Source organism: Dictyobacter formicarum (assembly GCF_016587435.1).
In genome coordinates this window covers 210,301-233,765 of record NZ_BNJJ01000006.1, presented here as the reverse complement: position 1 = coordinate 233,765, position 23,465 = coordinate 210,301, and the positions used below count along the sequence as shown (strand labels likewise).

The window sequence follows — 23,465 nt, the reverse complement described above, 5'->3', positions numbered from 1 at the left end:
AAGAATCGATCTACAAAGGAGGCACTATCGCTTTCCGGTACTGGTTGGAACGCCGCTCAGGGGACGTGCCAGTACCAGGCCCCAGACGGCTCTTGCTCCAGCTGCAAAGAGCGGAGCTGCACAGGCTTCCAGCGTTGCTCCTGTGGTACATACATCATCTATGATAAGAATTCTACGGTTAAGTAATGATTGGGTTGTATGATTCTGGGTACAGCGGAAGGCTCCTTGTAGATTTTTGCGCCGCTGCTGAGCTGTTAATGTTACCTGGGCGGGTGCGCTATGGATGCGGTGTATCAGGGTGGTGGAGAGTGGTAATTGTAGTTGGCGAGCACAGGATTCTGCTAATAGTTGAGATTGATTATAGCCACGCTGTTGTAGTTTCTCCTGGTGGAGTGGCACTGGAATCACTAAATCTGCACGCATAGCGTACTTATGATAGGCCTGGGCTAGCAGTTGTCCCAGTGGTTCGCTCAGGCGTCTGTTTCCCTGATATTTCAAGGCGCGAATACAGGAGCGGAGAGGCTCCTGGTAGCTACCAGGAGCCCGTACGCCGCTGAGCTGTAGTGGCTGATGCTGGCAACGAGCACACAGCGTAGTGCCCGCGCCTGGTAGCCCACAGATATGACACAGTGGTGGTGTGAACCAGGAGATGGACGCGATGCAGCGCGGACAGAGTATCGCTCCACTGACTTTACACTGCGCGCACTGTGGCGGAAAGAGGATATCCAACAATTGTTGGTAGGATCGTTGTATGATATTGCCTGGCAACGGTTTTCCTCACTATATTTTCTAAATAAAAGATGCAGTGAGGGGAGTAGAAAGCGGAAAAATATGGTTAACAGGCGTACTTGTGCACGCCTGTTAACCATATTTTTGCCTTTTAGCTTTGTTCTTCGGCTGTTTTGCGCATGGTAGGGAAGAGGATGACATCGCGAATCGATTCCTGGTCGGACAGTAACATGGCCAGGCGGTCGATGCCCATGCCGACGCCGCTGGTGGGGGGCATGCCTACTTCCAGGGCTTCCAGGAAATCTTCATCCAATACCTGGGCTTCATCGTCTCCCTGCGCCCGCTGGCGAGCTTGATCCTCAAAGCGTGCCCGCTGATCTAACGGATCGTTGAGTTCTGTATAAGCGTTGCCGCATTCCAGCCCGCCAATGAAAGGTTGAAAGCGTTCCACCAATCCAGGCAGTGTGCGATGCTGTTTGGTCAGGGGCGAAACATCTTCAGGATAGTCAACCAGGAAGAGGGCCTGCCGCAGCTCTGGATGCCCCTGGCGGAACATGGCGCTCTTTAGATCATCAATGAGCCGTCCATAACCTAGTCTGGGATCTACTTCAAAATTTCTGGCCTTCATTTCCGCAGCCAGGCTATCGCGATCTGGATATTTTCGCACGTCGATGCCGGTAAACTGATGGATAGCTTCCAACAAGGGGTAGCGCTTCCAGGGGGGAGCAAGATCGATCTCGGTTCCCTGGTATGTAATGCGGGTCGATCCTTTAACCTGCTGGGCGATAAAGGCCAGCATATTTTCGACCAGTGCCATGGTGTCGTTATAATCGGCATAGGCCATGTAGAACTCGATCATGGTGAACTCTGGATTATGGCTGCGATCGATGCCTTCATTGCGAAAGTTGCGGCCAATCTCATAGACACGCTCAAAACCACCAACAAGCAGGCGTTTATGATAGAGTTCGATAGCGATGCGCAGAAACAGGTCTCGATCCAGTGTATTATGATGAGTAATAAATGGTCGGGCATTGGCCCCGCCATAGATAGGTTGTAGAATGGGCGTCTCGACCTCGATGAAATGCTCACGATCAAGGAACTGGCGCATGGCTGTAATCAACCGGCTACGCGTGATAAAGATGTTCTTGATCTCCTCTCCGTTGGCAATCAGGTCCAGATAGCGCTTGCGCTGCCGTGTATCTCTATCTTCCAGGCCATGATATTTTTCTGGCAGAGGACGTAGCCCTTTGGAGAGGATGCGTAGTGACTTTACATGTAAAGTTTTTTCGCCGGTGCGTGTATAGAACAGGAAGCCATTCACCTGAATGAAGTCTCCCAGATCCAGAAACTTAAGGAGTTGATAGGTATCTGTCCCTACATCGTTAATGCGGATATACACCTGGATGCGGCCAGTTCCATCCTCAATCTGAGCGAATGATGCCTTCCCCATTTCGCGCAGTAAACGCACTCGTCCAACCAGCGTATATGAGCCTTCAGGGCCGGTATGCATATCAAAGTCTTTGAGTACATCGCCAATAGTATGCGTGCGCTCAACCGAATTAGGATAAGGATTGATACCCAGGTCTCGTAAGGCTTGTAAGTGTTGGATTCGTATGTCTCGTTCTTCAGCCATCGTAAGCACTAACCTTCTTAAAATGTATTTTGCATAGATGCAAGAGCTTGTGTTGCCGGCGCAGGCTGATTCATTGTAGCATTGTTTTCTTTGTATGGGTAGCAGACAACAAAATATGTGTCTTATCCCCGTGGGCATGGGGATCAAAGCCCGCATGCGCGGGCGCACCCTTTTTCTATGCTGATGCACAGCAGGTGCGTAGCATCATAGGTGCTGACGAGGATGTCGGGGACATTACGAGCATGCCGGGGGCATGATCTCCTTCTCCTTGCCTCAGCTTGACTCCGAAGAAGCGAAATCTACGGTTTTCAAATGCGCTGTAATAAAAATTGACCTGCTGGTAATCACAAAATTACCAGCAGGTCGCGTCTGGTGGTTTAGCGGGCGCCGCTATGGTGCGCTATTCGATGGAGGTGATGGTGTACTCTTTGACACCACCGGGGGTTGAAACAATGACCAGGTCACCGGCTTTATGTCCAAGTAATGCCTTGCCGACAGGTGATTCGTTAGAAATACGGCCTGCGCTGGGCTCCGCTTCGAATGCGCCAACCAGTTTGTAACAATAAGTGCGACCATTGCTGGTTTCCAGGTGGACAACTGAGCCGAGAGAAACGATGTCACTATGCACATCATCAATGAGTTGCGCGCGAGCCAGCATCTCTTCTAGTTCTAGAATGCGACCTTCAAGTTGAGCATACTGGCTTTTGGCCTCTTCATAGGCAGCATTATCGATGACATCGCCAGATTCTTTTGCGTCATGAAGATACTGAGCAATTTCAGCACGCTTGACGGTGCGTAAAAATTCGAGTTGATGAGCTGCACGCTGTAATCCGTCATTAGTGAGGAATATTCCTTGTGACTCCATGTTTTGCATCCTCTCGTTTTGTATGAAGGAGGGGGTCCTCCGACTTATCTTGTACATCTCTCCAGTATCCTGAGAAGAGGGTGATAGTGGGTTGGTTATTCAATATCTCCCCAGGTGATACTAATACATTCACCAGAATGACTGCGGAGTAACAGCTCTCCCTGATCATTCACGTCCTCAGCCACGCCGCTGAGTAGCTTTGATCCCTGGTGTACCTGTACAGTACGACCCAGGGTCGAAAGTTGATTGCGCCATTGCTCTCGTATCAAGCGAGAGATGGGACCATTTACATAGGCTTGAGCTTCTTGCTGTAGTGCCAGATAGCGTGTTTCAATCTGATATAGCAAGCGAGCAATAAACATTTCACGGCTCACTACATGACCACTTGCTTCCTCAAGAGTGGTGGCTATTTTTAAAAGCCCTGGTTCGGCCTGTAGTGTGGGTTGTTCCGTGACGAAATGTGAAATATGCCCGTTGACATTTACGCCTATGCCCAGGATAGCAACGAGTTGGCCGGTATGATCATGACTGGTTTCGATGAGAATACCTGCGACTTTGCGTTCACCAATCAAAATATCATTGGGCCATTTGATCGTTGCCTGAATATTACAGATATCAGCAATAGTATCGACAACTGCGAGTGAAGCGATCATTACCAGCTGATATGGTGGGAATAATGGCCGAAGCACCGTAGATGACAACACATTCAAGCCAGCTATATCCACCCAGCGCCGCCCCTGCCTGCCCTTGCCGGCTGTTTGACTATCGGTAAGTACTACTACCCCTTCCTCTGACCCTTCCCGGGCCAGTTTCATAGCCAAAGAGTTTGTTGAATCTACTGTTGGTGCATATACAATATGTTTGCCGGTGCCGAGTAACTCGGTTTCCAAATGATGTCGGATATGCTCGACATTCAATGATTTGGATCTGGTGGTTTCAAAATCGTCCAAGCTCTACCACTTCTATCTATGTAACTTATTCCCAAAGAGCATCAGGATAGTGTAATTTGGAAGATAGCACGCACTAATTAAGCTCTATTTAGTATAGAGCAGTAGTTTGGTTGTACTTATGTATCGATCCGCTTTTAACATAAGGTGTGCGAGAGTCACTAGAATAAAAGCGCTTTTGCGTGCCCATTGTTTTGATGAGTTCGCCTGGATCTACAAAAATCCCAGAGCAGGGGCAAATCAATCTTTTCGCCAATGCTCTGGGGGGTGCTGCACAGACAGGTTGAATACACTACCTGCCAGTATGTGTTCTTTTGACCCTCACCAGGCTTTGAAGCCGGGTGTGCGAGACGGCGAGCTCGCTAGCAGCCCATTCCTCTCGTCTGGAAGGTGTGAGATTTAACACTGCTGCCTGTGCAGCTAATACAATCAATCATTACACACCACCTCCTTTCGATGACGATATTGTACCATCGGGATTTAACTGTTGTCAAGCTTTATCTTAAAACTCATTCGGAGCATTGCGGAGGTTGATACGCACAACTGGCTTGTCATGAGCCTTCATGCTCTACCATATTATGTGAAGATCGTGTGAAAAAGCCTCGTTTTTTTGCTCGTTTGCTTTATTATTGAAGATTTTTCCCGTCAGGTGATGACTATTCCAGGCGCGCCATATAGCTCGAATGAGACACAATGGTACCGTTTTTCCTAGTGTCCCAGGACAGTAGCACAGTAAAACGACCTTGTGCTATACTAGTGTAAGTAACAGATAAGAGGCTAGTGTTGTAAGAAGATTGTGTTCTGTTACGTTTGCACTCCATGCCGTCATTGTATCACTGTTGAACTGTTTTCAGAGTAGCGCAATCGGCATTTTTTCCTCGTGGTTTTGGTCCATTTATGCCGATTAATGCGTCTGCTTACTAGTGAGCATTTTGGATCTAGTTAGCGGTGACAATCGTGATGACTATGAGTACTTGAACTTGCAACTGCATAAACAGCGCTATCCGTTTTCACTTTATTCCAATTGTGGTAGTTCATCTGAACTCATTCCGAAAAAAGATAGCTGTCTGTGTTCCGACCAATTTTTGCACTAGCACTTCACGCTTTTTGTCTGACTGATCGATCATCGAACCTGGATGAGCGTTCATCCTGGTAATTCGTGCTCAACGTTAGAGACTGTACTATTGGTAGACACCGTTGGTCGGATAAAACGTTCGGTGCTTTGCATAGCTGGTTGGTAAAGTAGTAGAAGCGAAGGAAGGAGGACTTTTTATGCAGCAATATACCGATCTGCTCATCGATGCCCTCCTGGATGAGGGTTTTACTGTAGAGGAAGCGCAACGACTCATTCAACTTCAGCAGGAGTATGAAGAACGCAAGGCAACTGAAGAGACAAACCACCATCGTTTTGTACGTTGGCTTGTAGAACATGGGCGGTTTAGTGAGTGGTAGTAGGGTCTGATAATAGCGTGAAAAGTGATCTTGCGACGCTCTTCGCGGATGTTGTACAATGAAACTAGCGGAGCAGATGGGACGGCGTGGCATTGCTACGCCGTCCTTATACTTCCTATAACAGCCGGGTGACTAGGCAAGTTACCCTGATACAAGGGAGGCCTCTATGAAAGCGGTTGTAATGGCCGGAGGGGAAGGGTCGAGGCTACGACCATTGACGATTCGACGGCCAAAGCCAATGGTTCCGATCGTAGGTAAACCTGTGATGGAACACATACTGAACCTGTTGAAGCGCCATGGCATCACCGAGGTCGTCGTCACGGTTCAGTATCTGGCAAGCAACATTGAAGACTACTTTGGCAATGGGTCACAACTAGGAATGCGCATTACCTACTCCCGGGAAGATGTGCCTCTGGGTACAGCCGGTAGTGTGAAGAATGCTGAAGATCAATTGACTGAGCCTTTCCTCGTAATTAGTGGGGATGCCCTTACTGATTATGATTTGACTGAACTGATTAAATACCATAACGAGAAGAAATCACTCGCTACCCTTCTGCTGGCCCATGTTCACAATCCTTTGGAATACGGCGTTATTATTACCAACGAGGATGGTCATATCACGCAATTCCTGGAGAAGCCGAGCTGGGGAGAAGTGTTTAGTGATACTATTAATACTGGCATTTACGTGCTCGACCCCAAGGTGTTCTCCTATTTTGAGCGCGAGAAGCAGTTTGACTTCAGCCAGGAACTTTTCCCGATGATGTTGAAGCAGGGTGATCCGATCTATGGCTATGTGGCCCCGGAGGGCTACTGGTGTGATGTGGGTAACTTGAGTGAGTATATGCGCGCCAATGCCGATATGCTGCAGCATAACGTCAATCTAGATATTCCTGCCAAACATATTGGTAACAATATCTGGTGTGAAGAGGGCGCGGAAATTCATGAGGATGCCCAGCTTTATGGTCCGGTCTACCTGGGTCGCGATTGTAAGGTGCGCGCAGGCGCTATTATCCATGGCCCGAGCATGATTGGCAGCTATTCGATCGTCGACGAACGAGCTCAGGTGGATCGCAGTATCGTTTGGAATAATTCATATATCGGAGATCGCGCGGAGCTGCGTGGCGCTATCGTTGGTTCGTCCTCGAATATCAAGAGTAAAGCTGTGATGTTTGAGGGGTCGGTGATCGGCGATAACTCAATTATACAAGATGGCGCGATCATTCAGCCAAATGTAAAGATTTGGCCCGATAAAGAGATTGAAGCTGGCGCGGTGGTCAATACCAGTATTATCTGGGGATCACAAGGTCGTCGGGGTCTTTTTAGCCGCTATGGTGTGACCGGGTTGGTGAATGTGGATCTGACCCCTGAGTTCGCGACCAAGCTGGGCGCGGCCTATGGAGGCATCCTTCCTAAAGGCTCGGTGGTTTGCTTAAATCGTGATACCCATCGTACTTCACGTATGATCAAGCGTGGCATCAATGCCGGCTTGCCATCAGCGGGTATCAATGTACATGATATTAATCAGGTACCAGTGCCGGTGGCGCGCTACTTTATTCGCACGACCGAGGCGGTTGGTGGCGTTCATGTCAGCATGTCTCCGGTTGACCAGCGTGTGGTGGAAATTAAAATTTTTGATCAAAATGGCCTTGATATCAATAAAACAACCGAGCGTAAGATTGAAAATTTGTACTTCCGTGAAGATTTCCGCCGTGTCTACCTTGATGAGATTGGTGCGATCGAGGTTTTAAGCAATACTGATGTGGTTGGACACTATCTGGAGGGCTTTAACAAGGTCGTAGACCACGAGGTGGTGCGCAAACGTAAGTTCCAACTGGTGGTTGACTATGCTCATGGTAGCACCGTTGATATGCTGTCAAGCATTCTCGATAACCTGGGCTGCGAGGTTATTGTGCTTAATTCTGGGGTGGAAGAGGGGAATCCCTCACGTACGCCCGATGAGTTGAACAAAGATATGCAGCGCCTGGCTACCATTAGCTCGGCCCTGAATACGGATATGGGTATTCGTATCGATCCCAGTGGCGAGCGGATCTCGGTGGTGGATGATCGAGGTCGTATTCTGGATGGTATGAAGATCTTGTCTGTAATGACCAGTTTGTTCCTGCGTCGTCATCGCAATGGTACTGTGGCTGCTCCGGTTACCGCGCCCAGCGCGTTGCTGCATATTGCCGAGCGCTATGAGGGCAATATCCAGCATACTAAGGTTCTGCCCCACGCCCTGATGACGGCTGCTGGCCGCGAAGGGGTCGTGCTGGTGGGCGATGGTAGTGGACGGTTTGCTTTCCCTGAACTCCATCCGGCCTTTGATGGTATGCTGGCGATCGCTAAGCTGCTGGAATTGCTGGCCTCCTTTAATATGCGCCTTTCCGAGGTGGTGGACGACCTGCCTGCTTATTACATGAGCAGCGCTCGTGTCACTTGTCCCTGGGAGCACAAAGGCAAAGTAATGCGCATTCTCAGTGAGCAGTATCGGGAACGACGTGCCAAGCCGATCGATGGTATCAAGATCGACCTGGGTAAAGAGTGGGTGCTGGTCCTGCCAGATGCAGATAGCCCGTTCTTCCATGTGTTTGCTGAATCTGTATCCAATGAGCAGGCGCAGGCTCTGGCAGAAAAATATGCTCGTGTTGTCAGTGGACTGCAACAATGATTCTGCATGCACAGATCGTGCATAAAAAAGAGACTGGTTGAGGATTCTCAGCCAGCCTCTTTTTGTTTACGCTCTTGTAAGTGTGACTTCGGCTGCCAGCATGATCGGGGATGTGTGCACCCTGGCGAGTTGGGGCTGTACCTCTTTTTGCGGTAGCATATGGGCAACTGCCAGGCGTACCCCTTCTGATAAGCTGGTATGCGGTTGCCAGCCCAGGATATGCCGGGCGCGTGTATTGTCCAGTATAATAGAAGGGCTTTTCAAGTATGGACTGCCAAGGTAGATGGGTTCGATATCACTTTCCTCAACCATTGCTGCCATATGATAGAGCTGGTTGAGCGAATACCCATGTCCTGAGCTGATATGCATGGTTGTGTTTTCTGCACGCATAGGATTTTTTAGCATGAGCAAATTAGCCTGGATGATATCATCAATAAAGATGTGATCTTGTAATTCATTTCCAGTACCATAGATAATGGCACGTTTTTGCTCCATAAGCATACGAATAAAGTAGCTCAGTGGATGGTGCGCATAGATGCTGTCACTCTCCCCATAAATGTCGGCATAGCGAAAGATGGTATGGGTGAGCCCATATTGCTGGGTATAATAGCGGACATACCATTCGCCCGCTACTTTACTGATATCCTGCACACTTCGGGGGTAGAGTGCGCTTTCTTCATTAATCGGCAATTGGCTGGCGTCGACTGGCCCATACATGCTGTTGCCGCCAGAGGCAAAGACGATGCGTTTGACCGAGGCACTGACACAGCTATCCAGAACATTGATTAATCCTCTCACGTGGACGTCTGCGTCCGTCAGGGTATGATCAGCCGTTCCTGGTTCGTGCTGCTGAGTTGCGTGGTGGCTAACAATATCTGGGCGCTCACATTGCAATAGGTGCTGCAATTTTCTATCACGGACATCCTCCTGATAGAAACGTGCGCGTGGATCAATTGCGTGTCGTGAACCTGTCGCAAGACTGTCAATGACAAAAACGTCGTGCCCTGCGTCCAAATATGCTTTTGCTAGATGGCTTCCTACGAAGCCCGCTCCACCGGTGATAGCTATTTTCATACTGGGCCTCTCCATGTATTTTTCTATTGTTTTTTGTCTATGGGATGCGATGCGCTTGAGAGGCTGATGTGCGACTGGCTGTTTCTTTGTCTACACTTCCTTTGAAGTTTGCAGGCATGATACAAACTGCTGAAGCGCGGACGCGCAGCGCACAGTGACGAGAGGAGTCTCTCTCTCTACCTCTCTCCTTTAAGTGTATGTGCTTGCCCTATTGGCGTTTGCGCATCTGCCATTGCTGATTAGCATATAGAGGTATACCGTTTTAATCGAATATGTATAAAAAACCCGTAGCCACTGATTGTAAGACTGGCCGTAATGAGTAAGCACGGATAGCTACGGGTTGAAACGAGTTGGCATATGGTGCGATTAGCTTTTAGCACAGGGTAGATGAGAAGATGAAAGCATCAGGCACTCGGTAAAGCTCCATCGAGAAGCACGTCTAGTGTTGAGCGTTTAACCCGGTATGCCTGGCGCTTTCCTCGATGTGGAAGTGTAATCGCTTCAAGCGCTCCACTTTTGATCCAGCGACGTACCGTGGTATCGTCGACCCGTAAGCGACGAGCCACCTCTCGCACGGTTAACAACTCCTCTTTTTTCTCCTCTGCCATCTTCTTCTCTCCTACACCGGATCTGTGCTTGTCCATAACAATATTACTCTGCGGCATATAATCCCCTTTGTTTTTATATCTATGAGCAGTCTTTATGACATCATAAAGACTGCTCATGTCACAGGAAGTGCATCTATCTGGAGTTGGCCCAAATTTTCGTTTGTGCGCCTTTGCTCATCTATTAAGATATGAGCCATCTACAACACCGCCTGCCAGTTAACTATACTATACATCTCGGCTTAAACATATTAAAATACAGCAAGGGCAAATGCCACCTGGCGAAAACGGTACAGCTTCTATAGATAAAAAGTGTACAATTGAGGATACATGGTTCCTTATTTCTTCCCTGGCATATACCAGGAAAGACCGGGCAACATCGACGCAATTGCGTAGCCGGTTAGTTGGAGCATGCCATCTCATTACCGCGTTTGACAATGCAAATTGGAATTAGATGATAGAGAATAGATGGATTGAGAAAGAATGGTCACGGAGATGAAACGTAAAAAATTAGTCTTAATAGATGGGCATGCTATTATTCACCGCGCGTTCCATGCGGTGCCTGAGGATCTTTCGACCAGCTCCGGGGAGCCGGTCAATGCTACCTTTGGCTTTACTTCGATGTTGATGAAGGCATTGCTGGAGGAGCGGCCCGATTATATTGCTGTGACCTTTGATCGTGCGGCTCCTACCTTCCGCCACCTGGAATATACTCCTTATAAAGCTCATCGTCCGGCCCTACCTGATAATATGAAACCACAGTTTGCGCGCATTCGAGAAGTGGTGGAATCTTTCGGAATCAAGATATACGAAAAAGATGGCTTTGAGGCGGACGATATCCTGGGTACCCTGTCGGTGCAGGCCAATAAACAGGGTGTGGATACCACTATTTATACCGGTGATATGGATACCCTCCAGCTGGTCAATGAGCGTGTCGTTGTGAAGGTTGCCAAGCGCGGTATTACAGATGTCACTGAATATAATGAACACGAAGTACAGGTTCGTTATGGCTTTGAGCCGCTGAAGCTGCCTGATTTTAAGGGGCTGGTTGGCGATAAATCGGATAATATTCCTGGCGTACCTGGAATCGGCGAGAAGACGGCCAGTCGCTTGATTGGTGAGTATGGTGACTTGGAGGGGATTCTGGCGCACCTGGATAGCTTAAAACCTAAAGAGCAGAAATTAATTGGTGCTGCCACCGAGCAGGCCCGGCAGAGCAAGTTTCTGGCAACCATTGTGTTGGATGCACCTGTACAGCTAGATCTAGAAGCGTGCCGGATGACCGACGTTGACGGGGAAAAGGTAATTACGCTTTTCCGCCAGCTAGAGTTCCGTAGCTTGATTGAGCGTGCGCTCTCGCTCTTTCAGCAGCTAGGGGTAACTGTCTCAGAATCTCGCGGCTCCGCCACCGCTTTAGCGGAAACCTCCGTTTCTGAGGAGTTGCCTGGCGCAGAGGAGGCAGAGCAGGTTGGCGAAGATCCCAGGCTGGCTGCTCCCATGGGCGTGGTGCCCATACTGCTGCCGCCTTTACCACCGGGCGACGAAACAGCGGTTGAGGCGGATGTGCTAGTTCCATTAGCTGCGCAGACTCATGCCAGTGAGGCTGTTGTAGGTCAGACGGGTTCTGTGGCGGTCGCTGCCAGAGAAGAGCCCGCTCAGTTGAGCTTATTTGAGGTAGAGGTACCACACGAAGAGGTGGTCCATAAGCTCCGCCTTCCCGGCATGCCGAGCCCTACGAGCTCGCTGTTTGCTGATCGCGAGGGTGCCAAACGGACAAACACGCTGATTGTGAATAATGAAGAGGGATTGCGGGTCCTGCTTAAAAGTCTGGTTGATGCGGGACGCTTTGCCATTGATACGGAAACCTCTTCTGATGAGCCGCGCCATGCAGATCTGGTGGGGATCTCTCTTTCGATGGCGCCGGGCGAGGCTTACTATGTGCCCGTCGGCCATACCAAAACCCCGGATGGACAGGAGCCCGAGACGCAACTGCCGCGTGCATATGTGCTGGAAAAGCTGAAGCCAGTGTTGGAAAACGAGCATGTGGTGAAATATATGCACAATGCCAAGTATGATCTAGCCATCTTCCTACGCTATGGTATTGATGTGAAGGGCCTGGCCTTCGATAGTATGCTAGGTGCCTACCTGGCCGAGCCCGGACGACGTGGCGTGGGGCTCAAAGATCAGGCTTTCCAGCGCCTGGGTATTGTGATGACCCCGATCAGTGAGTTGATTGGTACGGGTAGTAAAATGATCAGTATGTCTCAGGTTCCCATTCGCAAGGCCGCCGATTATGCGGGGGCCGACGCTGATATGACTCTGCGCCTGGTCGAACCTATCCAGGAAGAGTTGCAGCAGCACGGGCTGATGGATATGTATCAGCGTATCGAGCTGCCACTGATCAATGTGCTGATGCAGATGGAGTTGTATGGTGTGGCCCTCGATGAGCCATTCCTGCGCGAGTTTGGCAAGACACTTGAGGATCAGCTGACTGAGATGGAGACAGCCATCTATGAACAGGTCGGTCATCACTTTAATATCAACTCAACCAGGCAACTGGCGGATGTCCTGTTTGTCGAGCTACAGTTGCCGACCGGTAAGAAGACCAAGACCGGTTATTCGGTCAATGCCGATGTGATCGAAAGCTTGCGCGGCAAACATGCAGTCGTGGATTATCTGCTTGAATATCGCCTGCTGAGCAAGCTCAAATCAACCTATATTGATGGCTTGCTAACCCTGATGGATCCTCATAGTGGGCGCGTCCATACATCGTTCAACCAGACGATTGCCTCCAGCGGTCGCCTCTCATCCAGTAACCCGAATCTGCAAAATATTCCTGTGCGTACCGAGCTTGGTCGCCAGATCCGGCGGGCGTTTATTGCTGATCCCAGCTATGTGTTATTGACCGCCGACTACTCACAGTTTGAACTGCGTATCCTGGCCCATATTACGCACGAGCCGCGCCTGGTTGAAGCTTTTAGCAATAAAGAAGACATCCATACCATTACGGCCTCGACCCTATTTTCTGTACCCGTCGAAAATGTGACCAAAAATCAACGCCGCCTGGCCAAGACGGTGGTCTATGCCGTGTTATATGGACAGTCCGCTTATGGCCTGGCTAATGTGACAGGTATGTCTACCTCTGAAGCGGCCGAGTTTATCAAGCACTACCACGAGATCTTCCCCAACGTGAAAGTCTATGTGGATAGCACATTGCAGCAGGCAAGGGCGCAGGGCTACGTTAATACCCTCTATGGACGTAAGCGTTTCTTCCCTGATATGCAAGCCCTCTCGCATACAGAGCGCCAGGCTCTGGAACGTGAGGCGATCAACATGCCTATCCAGGGTACCAATGCGGACCTGATTAAGATTGCTATGATTCGCCTGCACCATGCTCTTAAAGAGAAGCAGATGAAGACGCGTATGATTCTCCAGGTGCATGATGAGCTAGTCTTTGAGGTTCCGATTGAAGAGCTTGAGCGCGCCCGCAAATTGATCCGCTCAATGATGGAGGGGGTGGCCACCCTGGATGTGCCGATTACCGTAGAAATGAAGATGGGCAAAAACTGGTACGAAGCCGAACCCATGGACTAAACGACGCTACCAGCCCGCATCAACCGCAGCGAAACAGGGACGCCAGCCCATGGTGTTCCTGTTTTTTTCATAGTCCTGCTCGCATGATTAAAGAACATGGTATAACATAAGAAGAAGACAGTGGGAATGTCATATACACTGTTATAGTATCTAGGATGAGGAGTTTTGCTCGTGCGACTGTCGAACCTGATTAATAGTTTACCCCCCTATCATTTTGCCAATGCCAAGCAAAAAATTTTTGAGCGGCAGGAGGCTGGCGTTGACGTTATATCGCTTTCTATGGGTGATCCCGATCTACCTGCACCCCCTGCCGTGGTTGAGCGCCTGTGCGCTTCAATGAAGGATACTGAGAATCATCGCTATCCAGAGTATCGCGGTATGCGTGTCCTGCATGAAGCTATCGCCGAATGGTTTGAGAACCGCTTCGGGGTCAAATTGACCCCTGAACAGGATATCTTGCCTTTATTGGGATCCAAGGAAGGTCTGGCCTATGCGGCAACTGCGGCGCTAAATCCTGGCGATATCGCGTTAGTGCCTGATCCTTACTATCCTGTCTATATTTCAGGAACCACCACGCTGGGTGCCGAACCATATCTGCTGCCGTTGCGCGAAGAGCAGCATTATCTGCCAGATGTAGATAGTATCCCGGCATCTGTACTGTCGCGGGCTCGCCTGCTCTGGCTCAATTATCCTAACAATCCTACCGCGGCCTGCGCAGATCAAGCCTTTTTTGAGCGGGTGATAGATTTTGCGCAGCGACATGACATCGTAATCATCCATGATATGGCCTACGCCGAGGTCTATTTTGACGATTTTCGCCCGATGAGTATATTACAAATACCAGGTGCGCGCGATGTGGCGGTTGAATTGCATTCATTAAGCAAAACTTATAATATGGCTGGTTTTCGTATTGGAATGCTGGTGGGCAATCCTGAACTGGTAGATGCGGTCGGTCGTTTAAAGAGCAACATTGATAGTGGTATCTTTCGACCGGTTCAATATGCTGCTATTGAAGCGCTGCGCCTGCCACCATCCTGGTTAGCCGAACGGAACACGATTTATCAGCGCAGACGGGATCTTTTGATTGACGGCTGTAATGCACTTGGCATGCGCGCAGAGAAAACCCGTGCCGGCTTGTATGTCTGGGCCCATGTGCCTCAGGGATACACATCGCGCGATTTTACGAACTGGCTCTTTGATCAAACCGGCGTCTTTCTTACGCCAGGCACAAATTTTGGCTCGGCTGGTGAGGGCTATGTGCGCATCTCGATGACTGAACAAGAGGAACGTATACGTGAAGCCTTGCAGCGTATGCAGGCAGCCTTGCAGACAAAATAAAAAAGAGCGTTGAATTGGCACCTCATAGCAGGTGCCTCCTTTATCGTATGGGATATAATTGCATATAAAAGATTTAACAGCGTGTTCTTATGGCAGCCAATCTGTGTGGAATGTATCTCGTCTTTCCATATATTGTTAGAAATAGTGTGTCGTCAATGATAAGAGGATATGGGTTATGATCCTGAAGCAAGATGCATCTCTATTCGATCATACGCAAGCCAATCCCTGGCACATTCAGGTAGGTTCAGAGATCTGTGGCGATGTTCAAGCTGCACTTGACCGTGAGTGGTTGGTTACTAATGGCCTGGGTGGTTATGCGTCGGGTTCTCTTGTCGGGGCTACAACGCGTTGTTATCATGGTCTGCTCGTGGCCTCCCTTCAACCGCCTGTCAAGCGTACTGTGCTGGTGGCGAAGTTTGATGAAATAGCTACCCTTCATACCGGGGAAAGAATTGAGCTTGGTGTGAATGAGTATGCGCAGGGAACGATTGCTCCCGAAGGCTATCGAGCTTTACAGTCAGTTTCCTTGGATGGAGATATCGTTTGTTTCTCTTATGCGCTGACCGAGACGTTGACCCTGGAAAAGCGCATTTGGATGGAATATGGACAGAATACTACCTATGTTCAGTATGTGCTGCATGGATCCTTTGATGAGGAGGGAGAGAAGAGCGGTGATGAGGATGATCCAGTGGTTCTGACGCTGGATGTGGCACCGTTTTGTCTTTCGCGCGATTATCATAGTGTGACGACTGGAGCTGCCGATTGGCGTTTTCTGGTCGAAGATCAAGGCCATCGCTGCCGTATACGCGCTTACGCAGGGGCCCCTGCCTATCATATCATCGCCGACCCATCCGCAACTTTTACGCCTGGGGGAGTCTGGTACTGGCATATCTGGCACCGTCAGGACCAGAAACGAGGCTTGCCTGGTCAGGAAGATGTGTATCAGCCAGGCACATTTCGTTTGACGCTGGTGCCTGGTATGCATACGACGATGGTGCTCACGGCTGAAACCGAGACGACCTGCTCCTGGGGCTATGGCGGTCAGCGCCATGAAACGCTGGTGACGCAGGCTCTGATGCGCCATCGACGACGGGTGCAGCAGATCCTTGCGGTGGCGGAGCGCTCGGGCAATCATTTGCCAGAACGGGACCCGCTCTTTGCCCGCCTGGTTCTGGCGGCCGATCAGTTTATCGTGGCCCGTCCCGATTATGCGCACTTATCAGAGGCTCCCCAGGCGTTGCGCCTGTCGCCTGATCGTAAGACCATTATTGCTGGCTATCCCTGGTTTACCGATTGGGGACGCGATAGCATGATCTCTTTGCCAGGCCTCCTGCTTTGTACTGGACGCTATAGCGAGGCGCGCGGCCTGTTAAAGGCTTTTGCCTCCTTTGTGCATAATGGCCTGATCCCTAATCGTTTTCCCGACGATGGGCGTGAGCCCGCCTATAATACCGCCGATGCCACGTTGTGGATGTTCCGAGCACTGGATTACTATTTCACAACGACCGGGGATTGGTCTCTCATCAAGGAATTATTCCCGACGCTGTGTGAAATCATTCAATGGCACGTTACAGGTACTGATTATGGCATCAAGATGGATGCGACTGATGGTTTGCTCCAGGCTGGTGCTCCTGGTATGCAGTTGACCTGGATGGATGCCAAGGTGGGCGATTGGGTGGTGACGCCGCGCTTTGGTAAACCTGTCGAGATTAATGCCCTCTGGTACTATGCGCTGACTGCTATGGAGACCTGGGCAGTGCGACTCTCGACCGATGCCGCTCAATACGGGCAGTTGCGTGCGCTGGTGCGCCAGCACTTTGCCAGGCGCTTCTGGTATGCTGAAGGTGGCTATCTCTATGATGTCGTTGATGTTGAGGGCGTCGCGGGTCGCAACGATCCTGCGCTGCGACCAAATCAACTTTTTGCCGCCTCTCTGACCCATGATTTGTTATCAGAGCAGCAGGTGACCAGTATGCTCCAGCAGGTAACAGAGCATTTGTTGACCCCGGTCGGCTTACGTTCGCTAAGTCCAGATGATCCAGCCTATCAAGGACATTTCGCTGGCGATCAGAAACAGCGCGATAGCGCATATCATCAGGGAGCCGTCTGGCAGTGGTTGCTAGGACCCTATGTGGACGTGCATTTACAGGCACACAATGATCCCGCCACACTGTTGCCGCTATTGAAACCATTTGCGCAACAACTCTGGTCAACCTGCCTGGGAACTATCAGCGAACTGGCCGAGCCAGAGCCGCCATTTAGTAATGGTGGCTGTTTTGCACAGGCGTGGAGCGTGGCTGAGATTCTGCGTTGCTGGCTACTTGTGCGCGATTCTACCCGCTGATTTCATCTTATTCTAATGAAATCATTTTAGACTAATGTTCGTTGCATTGATTGCCTGTTTTCTACTGGAGTCGTAGAACAGTAATCAATGCACTGCATTTTTATATGTATAATAGATGAGAGAAGCCTCATGAGAATTCTAGTGGTCGAGGACGATCCCCGGTTGGGTCCTAGCTTGAAAAAAGGCCTGGAAGGCAATCATTACGCCGTTGATTTGATGGCCAATGGAGAAGATGCGTTGCTGGCCGCGCTGGCTACAGCATATGATCTCGTTGTGCTGGACATCTTGTTGCCCGGCCTGAATGGCTTTGAAGTGTGTAGACGCTTGCGCGAGAAGAAGCGGACCATGCCTATACTCCTGCTGACGGCCCTGGGTGAAGTGGACCATCGTGTCAAAGGTCTGGATCTGGGAGCCGACGATTACCTGGTCAAGCCTTTCGCCTTTAGTGAACTAGAAGCCCGTGTGCGCGCGCTTCTCAGACGTAAGGGTCCCACCAAAACTCCAGTATTGCGTTTTATGGACATCACTCTTGACACCCGTACCCACGAGGTCTATAGGGGTGACCGCTTGATTATATTAGGTAGTAAGGAGTATGCTTTACTTGAATTCTTTATGCGTCATCCGCATCAGGTTTTAAGTCGTACGATGATTGCTGAGCATGTATGGGATAGCGACACAGAGCATCTGTCAAACGTTATTGATGTGTACATACGTTATCTACGCCGTAAGTTGTGCGATCAGAACGAGCCAGACGTAATCTTTACAGTCCGTGGCGCGGGTTATCAACTAAAGGAACCACCGGTATGATCAGGCATTTGCGTCATCTATCACCACCTGGCTTGCGTATGCAATTGACACTCTGGTATACGATTGTCTCAGTGCTCCTCATGCTGGTCTTCTGCCTGGCGTTCTATTCTACCCTCCAACAAATTCTCTTCAATAGTTTCGATTCTACCCTCCAGCAGCGTGCTCAGCATGTGGCCGAAGGGGTGGGCGTGGATAATGGCAAACTCTATGTCGATGATATGTCTCAAGAAATACCAGAGTTGGATGCCCCTGCTGCTTTGATCGATTCATATAACTCTTATAATGATTCCGAGAGTAATTCATCCGGACATGCAGATTACCCTCGTTCCTCTCGTCATGAACTTGTACTGGTGCGCGTCTTAGATAAGGCTGGTCATGAGATTTATTCCTCTGGGGCTGCCAGTGAGCTGGTATTACCATGGGCCAGCGTGTCACAGCCACTGGCGGGGAAGCCCTGGCGTGACACAATGAATGACACGAGTAATCAATCGATCCGCGTCTATAGCACGATGCTGGTGGATGGTGATACCATCATCGGTGTGGTCCAGGTGGGTCAATCGCTGGAAACATTGAACCGCTCGTTAGATCGTATTGTACTGGTGCTCTTTCTGTTGATGTTATTTTCGCTGGCGATGTGCTCTATGGGTAGCTACTGGTTATCGGGTCGGGCCTTTCGCTCGATTCAGCGCCTGGCCAGAACAGCAGGAGAGATTAACGCGAACGACTTAAATCAGCGTGTACTGGTCCCGGCTGCCAAAGATGAGGTGCGCGACCTATCCATTATTTTTAATCAAATGATCGCGCGCCTGGAGCGAGCCTTTGTCCAGCAACGTCGCCTGGTGGCTGATGCCTCGCATGAATTGCGTACCCCGGTGGCAGTCATACGCAATATGACCGAGGTCGCCCTATCGCAGTCCGCTAATACTGAAGAGTACAAGAATGTATTGACCGAGGTCAATGCAGAGTCTGAGCACCTTGGACATTTAATTAATGACCTGCTGGTATTGGCCCGGGCCGACGAAGGACAGATTCATCTAGACTGCGAGCCTGTGCGCCTGGATCTACTGGCATTCGACGTGGTTGATAGCCTTGAGGTTCTAGCTCAGGAGCGCCAGATTGCTTTGCATACCCAGACCTTGATGCCTGCAACCGTTCTAGGAGATGCAGCGCGCTTAATACAGGTGATTATGAGCCTGGTTGATAATGCCCTGAATTACAGCAACGCTGGTGGCGAAATCACCTTATCCGTAGAAGTGCACGACGCCCACGCTTATTTACATGTATCAGATACCGGTATAGGCATTGACGCTAAAGACATCGAGCACATTTTCGAGCGCTTCTACCGCGCTGATCCCGCCCGTTCCAAAGCCGTTGGTGGCACCGGACTGGGCCTCTCAATCGTAGAATGGGTCGTGCGCGCTCATAAAGGAGCTATTGAGGTGAGGAGCACACCTGGCCAGGGATCCACCTTCACCCTCATCCTCCCCTGCGCCGCTCTCCCACCAATTGAACAGTAAAGCGCTTGCCTGCCCCGCTCCATGTTCTCGGCGCATACATGTGTACAGACGCCCGGCCCCACTGCACAACACGTACATGTTCACGTCCCCCCACACGCAAAAAGTGCGCAGACGCTCTGCCCACCACACAACACGTGCATATTCACGTCCCCACACATAAACCATGTTTGATTTGTAGAAAAATGTGCCACAGCACATTTTTCTACAAATCAAAAAAACAGGGCTCGGGCGCGAATGCGCCCGTCCACAAACACACGTACGTGCTATTGCCATTCGTGTGCAGCACTACTGCACACGAATGGCAATAGCACTAATATTCCCTTCGCCCCCGGCGGTGTTGGCGGCTTCTACTAGCATAACAGCTAGTTTTTGTGGATCTTCTACCGTATCCATGATTTCGCGAATGCGCTCATCTGGCAGCATGTGCCAGAGCCCATCGGTACAGAGCAAGATCACATCATCGGGGTCAACCTCGCATTGAAAAATATCGATCTGGACTGTATAGTTCTGGCCAAGGTAACGATAGTGATGGTTGCGTTTAGGGCTTCTGGCCACATCATCGGGATCGAGCAGGTTTGCATCTACCAGGCTGGCGGCAATAGTGTGATCTCGGGTGAGGCATCGCAGACTTTTATGCGGCGTATAGTGGTAGGCCCGGCTATCTCCGACATTGGCAACATACAGGTGCCGCTTATACATCAGGGCCATGGTTAAAGTGCTGGCCATGGTGGCATCATAGTCAGCATTACAATGATAGATGACCTGGTTGGCTTGCCTGACCGCGTCGCGTATCCACTGCTCCAGGATGGCCTCATTGGGTGGAGATGGTTGGTGAGGGGTGTGATTGCCTGATTGTTTACTGCTGGCCGGAGTGTGATAGCTATGTTGTGCGGAATAGGTGATAGGCGTGCTGAGGAGCGGCAATAGAATGTCGGCCAGTGTCTCAGCGGCCAGGCGACTGGCCTCGTGCCCCTTCGTCTGTATCCCTTTGGCTCCCCGCAATCCATCGGCGACGGCAAATAGACCGAAGGGACGTGGTGGTGGCGTCAGATTGATACATAACCCCTGCACAACGAGCAGGGTATCTTCGTTGTTTTGCGCCTGGTGACCAATATCGCTCAGGTAACCAACCTGGCAGACTTCATGAACAAGCGGTGATGTATCGCTCAGGCTGTGGCCGCAATGGCGGCAGAAGCGAGAGATATGGCGATTCTCGCGCCCACACTTGCCGCAGGGGTTTTCAGGAATGATCATGCGCACAATGATGTTGTCTTCGTTGGTCGCGATCAATGTTGATTCTGCGTTATCAATGGCGATGGTAGGCTCGGACCAGATGCCTGGCTGGGCCAATACATCATTGAGCGCATCTGCAAATGCTTTCCCACTGGTGTAACGCTTGCCAGGATCGGTGGCGATCGCTTTCATGATGACCGCGTCTGCATCCGGCGGCAACGTAGCATTTAAACTGCTGGGATTTGGCAGTCCGGGCGCGTGATTTTTGATGACGGCCTGGAATGGGAGCAGACCGGTGAACATTTGATAGGCTACGACCCCCATGGCATAGATGTCGCTGGCCGGTTCGGCCTTGCCCTGCTCCTGTTCGGGGGCCGTATAGTGTTCGGTTCCCAGTGCCCACCCGCGCTGCGTCAGCGGTTTCTCTTGTTGCATGGCCCGGGCAATGCCGAAGTCCGCTACCATCAGCCTTTGATCGTCCTGATGGATCAATAGATTCGATGGCTTGATATCGCGATGAATGATCTGCTGTGGATGTTGATGAATCGCATCGAGCGCGGAAGCTAATTCATTGATGTAGCGTTGAGCCAGTTCTATAGGGAGTGGATGCTCCGGCTTCAGTAGTCCTTTCAGCGTACCACCAGTAATCAAATCCATGGCAATGTAGAGCAAGGGACCGTCTTGCCCAAAGTTCAAGACCGACACAATGTTGGGATGATGTAGCTGATGGGCATAACGTGCTTCACGCCGGAAGCGCTCAATGGCTGTATCAACATCCATCGTATTTGAAGACAGAGTCAACACTTTCAGTGCAATTTGTAGACCTTCAAAGGTATCGCTGGCCCGATAGACCGCACCCATACCACCAATGCCGATCAATGTCTCAATACGGTACCGCCCTGCAACCAGGGCCTCTGGCAATAAACATTTACAATATGGATTGCTACATTGCGTTGTTCCGAGTGCGTAAACAGCCTGGCAGCGAGGATTTGGGCAAGACGGCATACTCTTTCTCTCAGTAATTGTCATAGTGTAACGGAAGATTTCAGGCGAGCATGTGCTCTTTTCAGTTTAGATGAATAGCATGTCCCTGTCAATATAAGCGAGATGATTTTTCTGCTTTTTTCTAGCATTATTTGCTTTCTTTTAACTTCTATTATCTGCTGATGTTCCAGATATAGTGGTGTACACCGGGTAAGTGTGTCTGATTTTGTACAACTTCCCTTGAGGGTGGGAAACATTTCCTGATAATATAGGGATCGATAATATCTCATATGGTAGACGCTCTTGTCCTTTCTTTTTGCAAGACCGAGTATGCTTTAGGCGTGCCTGAGCAGCAGTTAGCCATGAGCGCAGGCAAATAGTCCTGTTCTCATTCAAGTTTGTGTGGCCGTAAAATGGTCCTGAAATAGAGCCGCGTGTCATGGCGGGGCCGTCATAAAAAGTTGCCGATAGCTATGGACAGCGCTATAATCTGAATGGTCGTGGAAGATTTCATGCCCCAGACACTGATTGACGCACTCAAAGGATAAAAAGATATCATGCTACAAACGTTACCGTTAGTTCTCTTCATTGTCATGACCGAGGTCTCAATTGGCGCGGTAAGCGTCCTGGTTTTTCTTGATTGGCGTAACGAGGTCAAGCGTGGTTTCCTGGTTTCGTATGCCCTGATTTATCTTGTGCTGGCCGGCTTAACGTACTGGCTCCAGCAGAGCTTTGCGACGCCAGAACTACTCAATACCTACCCTCAACTGGATAAGGCCTGGACCGGCTATCAGGCTCTCCCATTGTTGCTTTTCTTCCTTTTGCTTATTCCTTATAGTTTTTTTCTCTTGCTGGATAAAACTGCTGGTGTACAGGATAAAGCGATAGCTAAAGACGGCGAAGCGCTGCCGGAGGCGCCACGAAAGAAGACAGCTATTCGCGCCCTGCGCCTGACCAGTGGTGTTGCTACTGTGGTTGCTGGACTTATCACCCTTTTTGTGATGGCGATGATTTATCGTCCTCTGGCCGCCGGGAGCGTAGGCGGTTTCTTTACCGTTGCAGGCTTCTTTGCGGCATCTTTTGCTCTGGGTGGTGTGTTGACAGCTATGTGGCTTGGGCACTGGTACCTGGTGACTCCTGCGTTGTCTGAGCGGCCTTTACAGTTTTCGACTACTCTGGTTCTGGTAGCCGTTGCGGCACAGGTGATCTTTTTTGCTATTAGTGGGCCGAACTCAACGTATGCTAATAAGACCCATACCAATACACCCGTGATAACTGCTCCCGCTACACCAGTACCATCCAATCAGGTGAAGCCAGCGGATGCTCCCGTTACGCCTCCTCCATTGAGTTCTGAAGCGATTAGCTGGATTCGTGTGCTGGTCGGTTACATTATGCCTCTTGTCCTGGGAGGGCTGGCCTGGAAACTAATTCGCGATCGTTCCTTCCAATCCGCTACCGGTATGCTCTATCTGGTCGTGGTCTGTTCCTTAGCAGGAGAGATCATGGCGCGCGGCTTATTTGTGGGCGGACTCTAAAATAAAATGTTGTGCATATGTGCAAAGCACATATGCACAACATTTTATTTGCCCTCTTATTCATAAAGTGTTTGAGGTCCATCACACCGGGAAGCAAAGCGCCTGCATACGGGCGGGTGCATGCGCACCCGAGCAGTTAA

General features: G+C 50.3%; 15 protein-coding genes. 8 read left to right on the top strand and 7 right to left on the bottom strand.

Annotated elements, in window-relative coordinates; translation table 11 throughout:
* Positions 1–24 precede the first annotated feature (24 nt).
* From JMI88_RS12550 to JMI88_RS12535, 4 genes are all read right to left on the bottom strand, one after another.
* Positions 25–768, bottom strand: a complete 744-nt coding sequence (locus JMI88_RS12550; RefSeq protein ID WP_201362174.1) for a ComFC family protein — start codon at positions 766–768, stop codon at positions 25–27.
* A 112-nt stretch (positions 769–880) separates the two neighbouring features.
* On the bottom strand, positions 881–2,362 hold the full coding sequence (lysS, locus tag JMI88_RS12545) for a lysine--tRNA ligase (RefSeq protein ID WP_201362173.1): 1,482 nt from the start codon (positions 2,360–2,362) through the stop codon (positions 881–883).
* A 400-nt stretch (positions 2,363–2,762) separates the two neighbouring features.
* Positions 2,763–3,227 (bottom strand): transcription elongation factor GreA, encoded by a 465-nt coding sequence (greA, locus tag JMI88_RS12540; RefSeq protein ID WP_201362172.1) that lies wholly within the window; start codon positions 3,225–3,227, stop codon positions 2,763–2,765.
* Between the two features lie 95 nt (positions 3,228–3,322).
* Positions 3,323–4,177 (bottom strand): biotin--[acetyl-CoA-carboxylase] ligase, encoded by an 855-nt coding sequence (locus JMI88_RS12535; protein ID WP_201362171.1) that lies wholly within the window; start codon positions 4,175–4,177, stop codon positions 3,323–3,325.
* A 1,269-nt stretch (positions 4,178–5,446) separates the two neighbouring features.
* Between JMI88_RS12535 and JMI88_RS12530 the strand changes: the two genes are divergently transcribed.
* Entirely contained in the window at positions 5,447–5,626 is a 180-nt protein-coding gene (locus JMI88_RS12530) for a hypothetical protein (RefSeq protein WP_201362170.1), read from the top strand.
* A 166-nt stretch (positions 5,627–5,792) separates the two neighbouring features.
* Positions 5,793–8,294 carry a mannose-1-phosphate guanyltransferase gene (locus JMI88_RS12525; RefSeq protein WP_201362169.1) on the top strand — a complete coding sequence of 834 codons (2,502 nt, stop codon included), beginning with the start codon at positions 5,793–5,795 and terminating at the stop codon, positions 8,292–8,294.
* A 66-nt stretch (positions 8,295–8,360) separates the two neighbouring features.
* On the opposite strand, the gene JMI88_RS12520 is transcribed toward JMI88_RS12525, so the two are convergent.
* On the bottom strand, positions 8,361–9,368 hold the full coding sequence (locus JMI88_RS12520) for an NAD-dependent epimerase/dehydratase family protein (RefSeq protein ID WP_201362168.1): 1,008 nt from the start codon (positions 9,366–9,368) through the stop codon (positions 8,361–8,363).
* A 404-nt stretch (positions 9,369–9,772) separates the two neighbouring features.
* Positions 9,773–9,976, bottom strand: coding sequence for a helix-turn-helix domain-containing protein (locus JMI88_RS12515; RefSeq protein ID WP_201362167.1), 204 nt, complete (start codon positions 9,974–9,976; stop codon positions 9,773–9,775).
* Between the two features lie 492 nt (positions 9,977–10,468).
* On the opposite strand from JMI88_RS12515, the gene polA reads away from it, so the two are divergent.
* The 5 genes from polA (at position 10,469) to JMI88_RS12490 (ending at position 19,573) form a co-directional block, all read left to right on the top strand.
* Positions 10,469–13,567, top strand: coding sequence for a DNA polymerase I (gene polA / locus JMI88_RS12510; RefSeq protein ID WP_201362166.1), 3,099 nt, complete (start codon positions 10,469–10,471; stop codon positions 13,565–13,567).
* Positions 13,568–13,738: 171 nt separating this feature from the next.
* Entirely contained in the window at positions 13,739–14,905 is a 1,167-nt protein-coding gene (locus JMI88_RS12505) for an LL-diaminopimelate aminotransferase (RefSeq protein WP_236022911.1), read from the top strand.
* A 175-nt stretch (positions 14,906–15,080) separates the two neighbouring features.
* Positions 15,081–17,249 (top strand): amylo-alpha-1,6-glucosidase, encoded by a 2,169-nt coding sequence (locus tag JMI88_RS12500; RefSeq protein WP_201362164.1) that lies wholly within the window; start codon positions 15,081–15,083, stop codon positions 17,247–17,249.
* A 129-nt stretch (positions 17,250–17,378) separates the two neighbouring features.
* Complete coding sequence (locus JMI88_RS12495; RefSeq protein ID WP_201362163.1) at positions 17,379–18,056, top strand: response regulator transcription factor; 678 nt, start codon at positions 17,379–17,381, stop codon at positions 18,054–18,056.
* On the top strand, positions 18,053–19,573 hold the full coding sequence (locus JMI88_RS12490) for a sensor histidine kinase (protein WP_201362162.1): 1,521 nt from the start codon (positions 18,053–18,055) through the stop codon (positions 19,571–19,573). Before JMI88_RS12495 ends, JMI88_RS12490 begins: the two co-directional genes overlap by 4 nt.
* Before the next feature lie 285 nt (positions 19,574–19,858).
* Here the strand turns inward: JMI88_RS12490 and JMI88_RS12485 are convergent, their stop codons facing one another.
* Positions 19,859–21,811, bottom strand: coding sequence for a protein kinase domain-containing protein (locus JMI88_RS12485; protein WP_201362161.1), 1,953 nt, complete (start codon positions 21,809–21,811; stop codon positions 19,859–19,861).
* A 536-nt stretch (positions 21,812–22,347) separates the two neighbouring features.
* Here JMI88_RS12485 and JMI88_RS12480 point away from each other — a divergent pair.
* Positions 22,348–23,325 (top strand): hypothetical protein, encoded by a 978-nt coding sequence (locus tag JMI88_RS12480; RefSeq protein WP_201362160.1) that lies wholly within the window; start codon positions 22,348–22,350, stop codon positions 23,323–23,325.
* The last annotated feature ends 140 nt before the right edge of the window (positions 23,326–23,465 follow it).

Bases quoted from the DNA above. Each gene is read 5' to 3' on its own strand.
- lysS (WP_201362173.1), bottom strand. From the start codon at position 2,362: ATGGCTGAAGAACGAGACATACGAATCCAACACTTACAAGCCTTACGA.
- greA (WP_201362172.1), bottom strand. From the start codon at position 3,227: ATGGAGTCACAAGGAATATTCCTCACTAATGACGGATTACAGCGTGCA.
- JMI88_RS12530 (WP_201362170.1), top strand. From the start codon at position 5,447: ATGCAGCAATATACCGATCTGCTCATCGATGCCCTCCTGGATGAGGGT.
- JMI88_RS12525 (WP_201362169.1), top strand. From the start codon at position 5,793: ATGAAAGCGGTTGTAATGGCCGGAGGGGAAGGGTCGAGGCTACGACCA.
- JMI88_RS12520 (WP_201362168.1), bottom strand. From the start codon at position 9,368: ATGAAAATAGCTATCACCGGTGGAGCGGGCTTCGTAGGAAGCCATCTA.
- JMI88_RS12515 (WP_201362167.1), bottom strand. From the start codon at position 9,976: ATGGCAGAGGAGAAAAAAGAGGAGTTGTTAACCGTGCGAGAGGTGGCT.
- polA (WP_201362166.1), top strand. From the start codon at position 10,469: ATGAAACGTAAAAAATTAGTCTTAATAGATGGGCATGCTATTATTCAC.
- JMI88_RS12500 (WP_201362164.1), top strand. From the start codon at position 15,081: ATGATCCTGAAGCAAGATGCATCTCTATTCGATCATACGCAAGCCAAT.
- JMI88_RS12495 (WP_201362163.1), top strand. From the start codon at position 17,379: ATGAGAATTCTAGTGGTCGAGGACGATCCCCGGTTGGGTCCTAGCTTG.
- JMI88_RS12490 (WP_201362162.1), top strand. From the start codon at position 18,053: ATGATCAGGCATTTGCGTCATCTATCACCACCTGGCTTGCGTATGCAA.
- JMI88_RS12485 (WP_201362161.1), bottom strand. From the start codon at position 21,811: ATGCCGTCTTGCCCAAATCCTCGCTGCCAGGCTGTTTACGCACTCGGA.
- JMI88_RS12480 (WP_201362160.1), top strand. From the start codon at position 22,348: ATGCTACAAACGTTACCGTTAGTTCTCTTCATTGTCATGACCGAGGTC.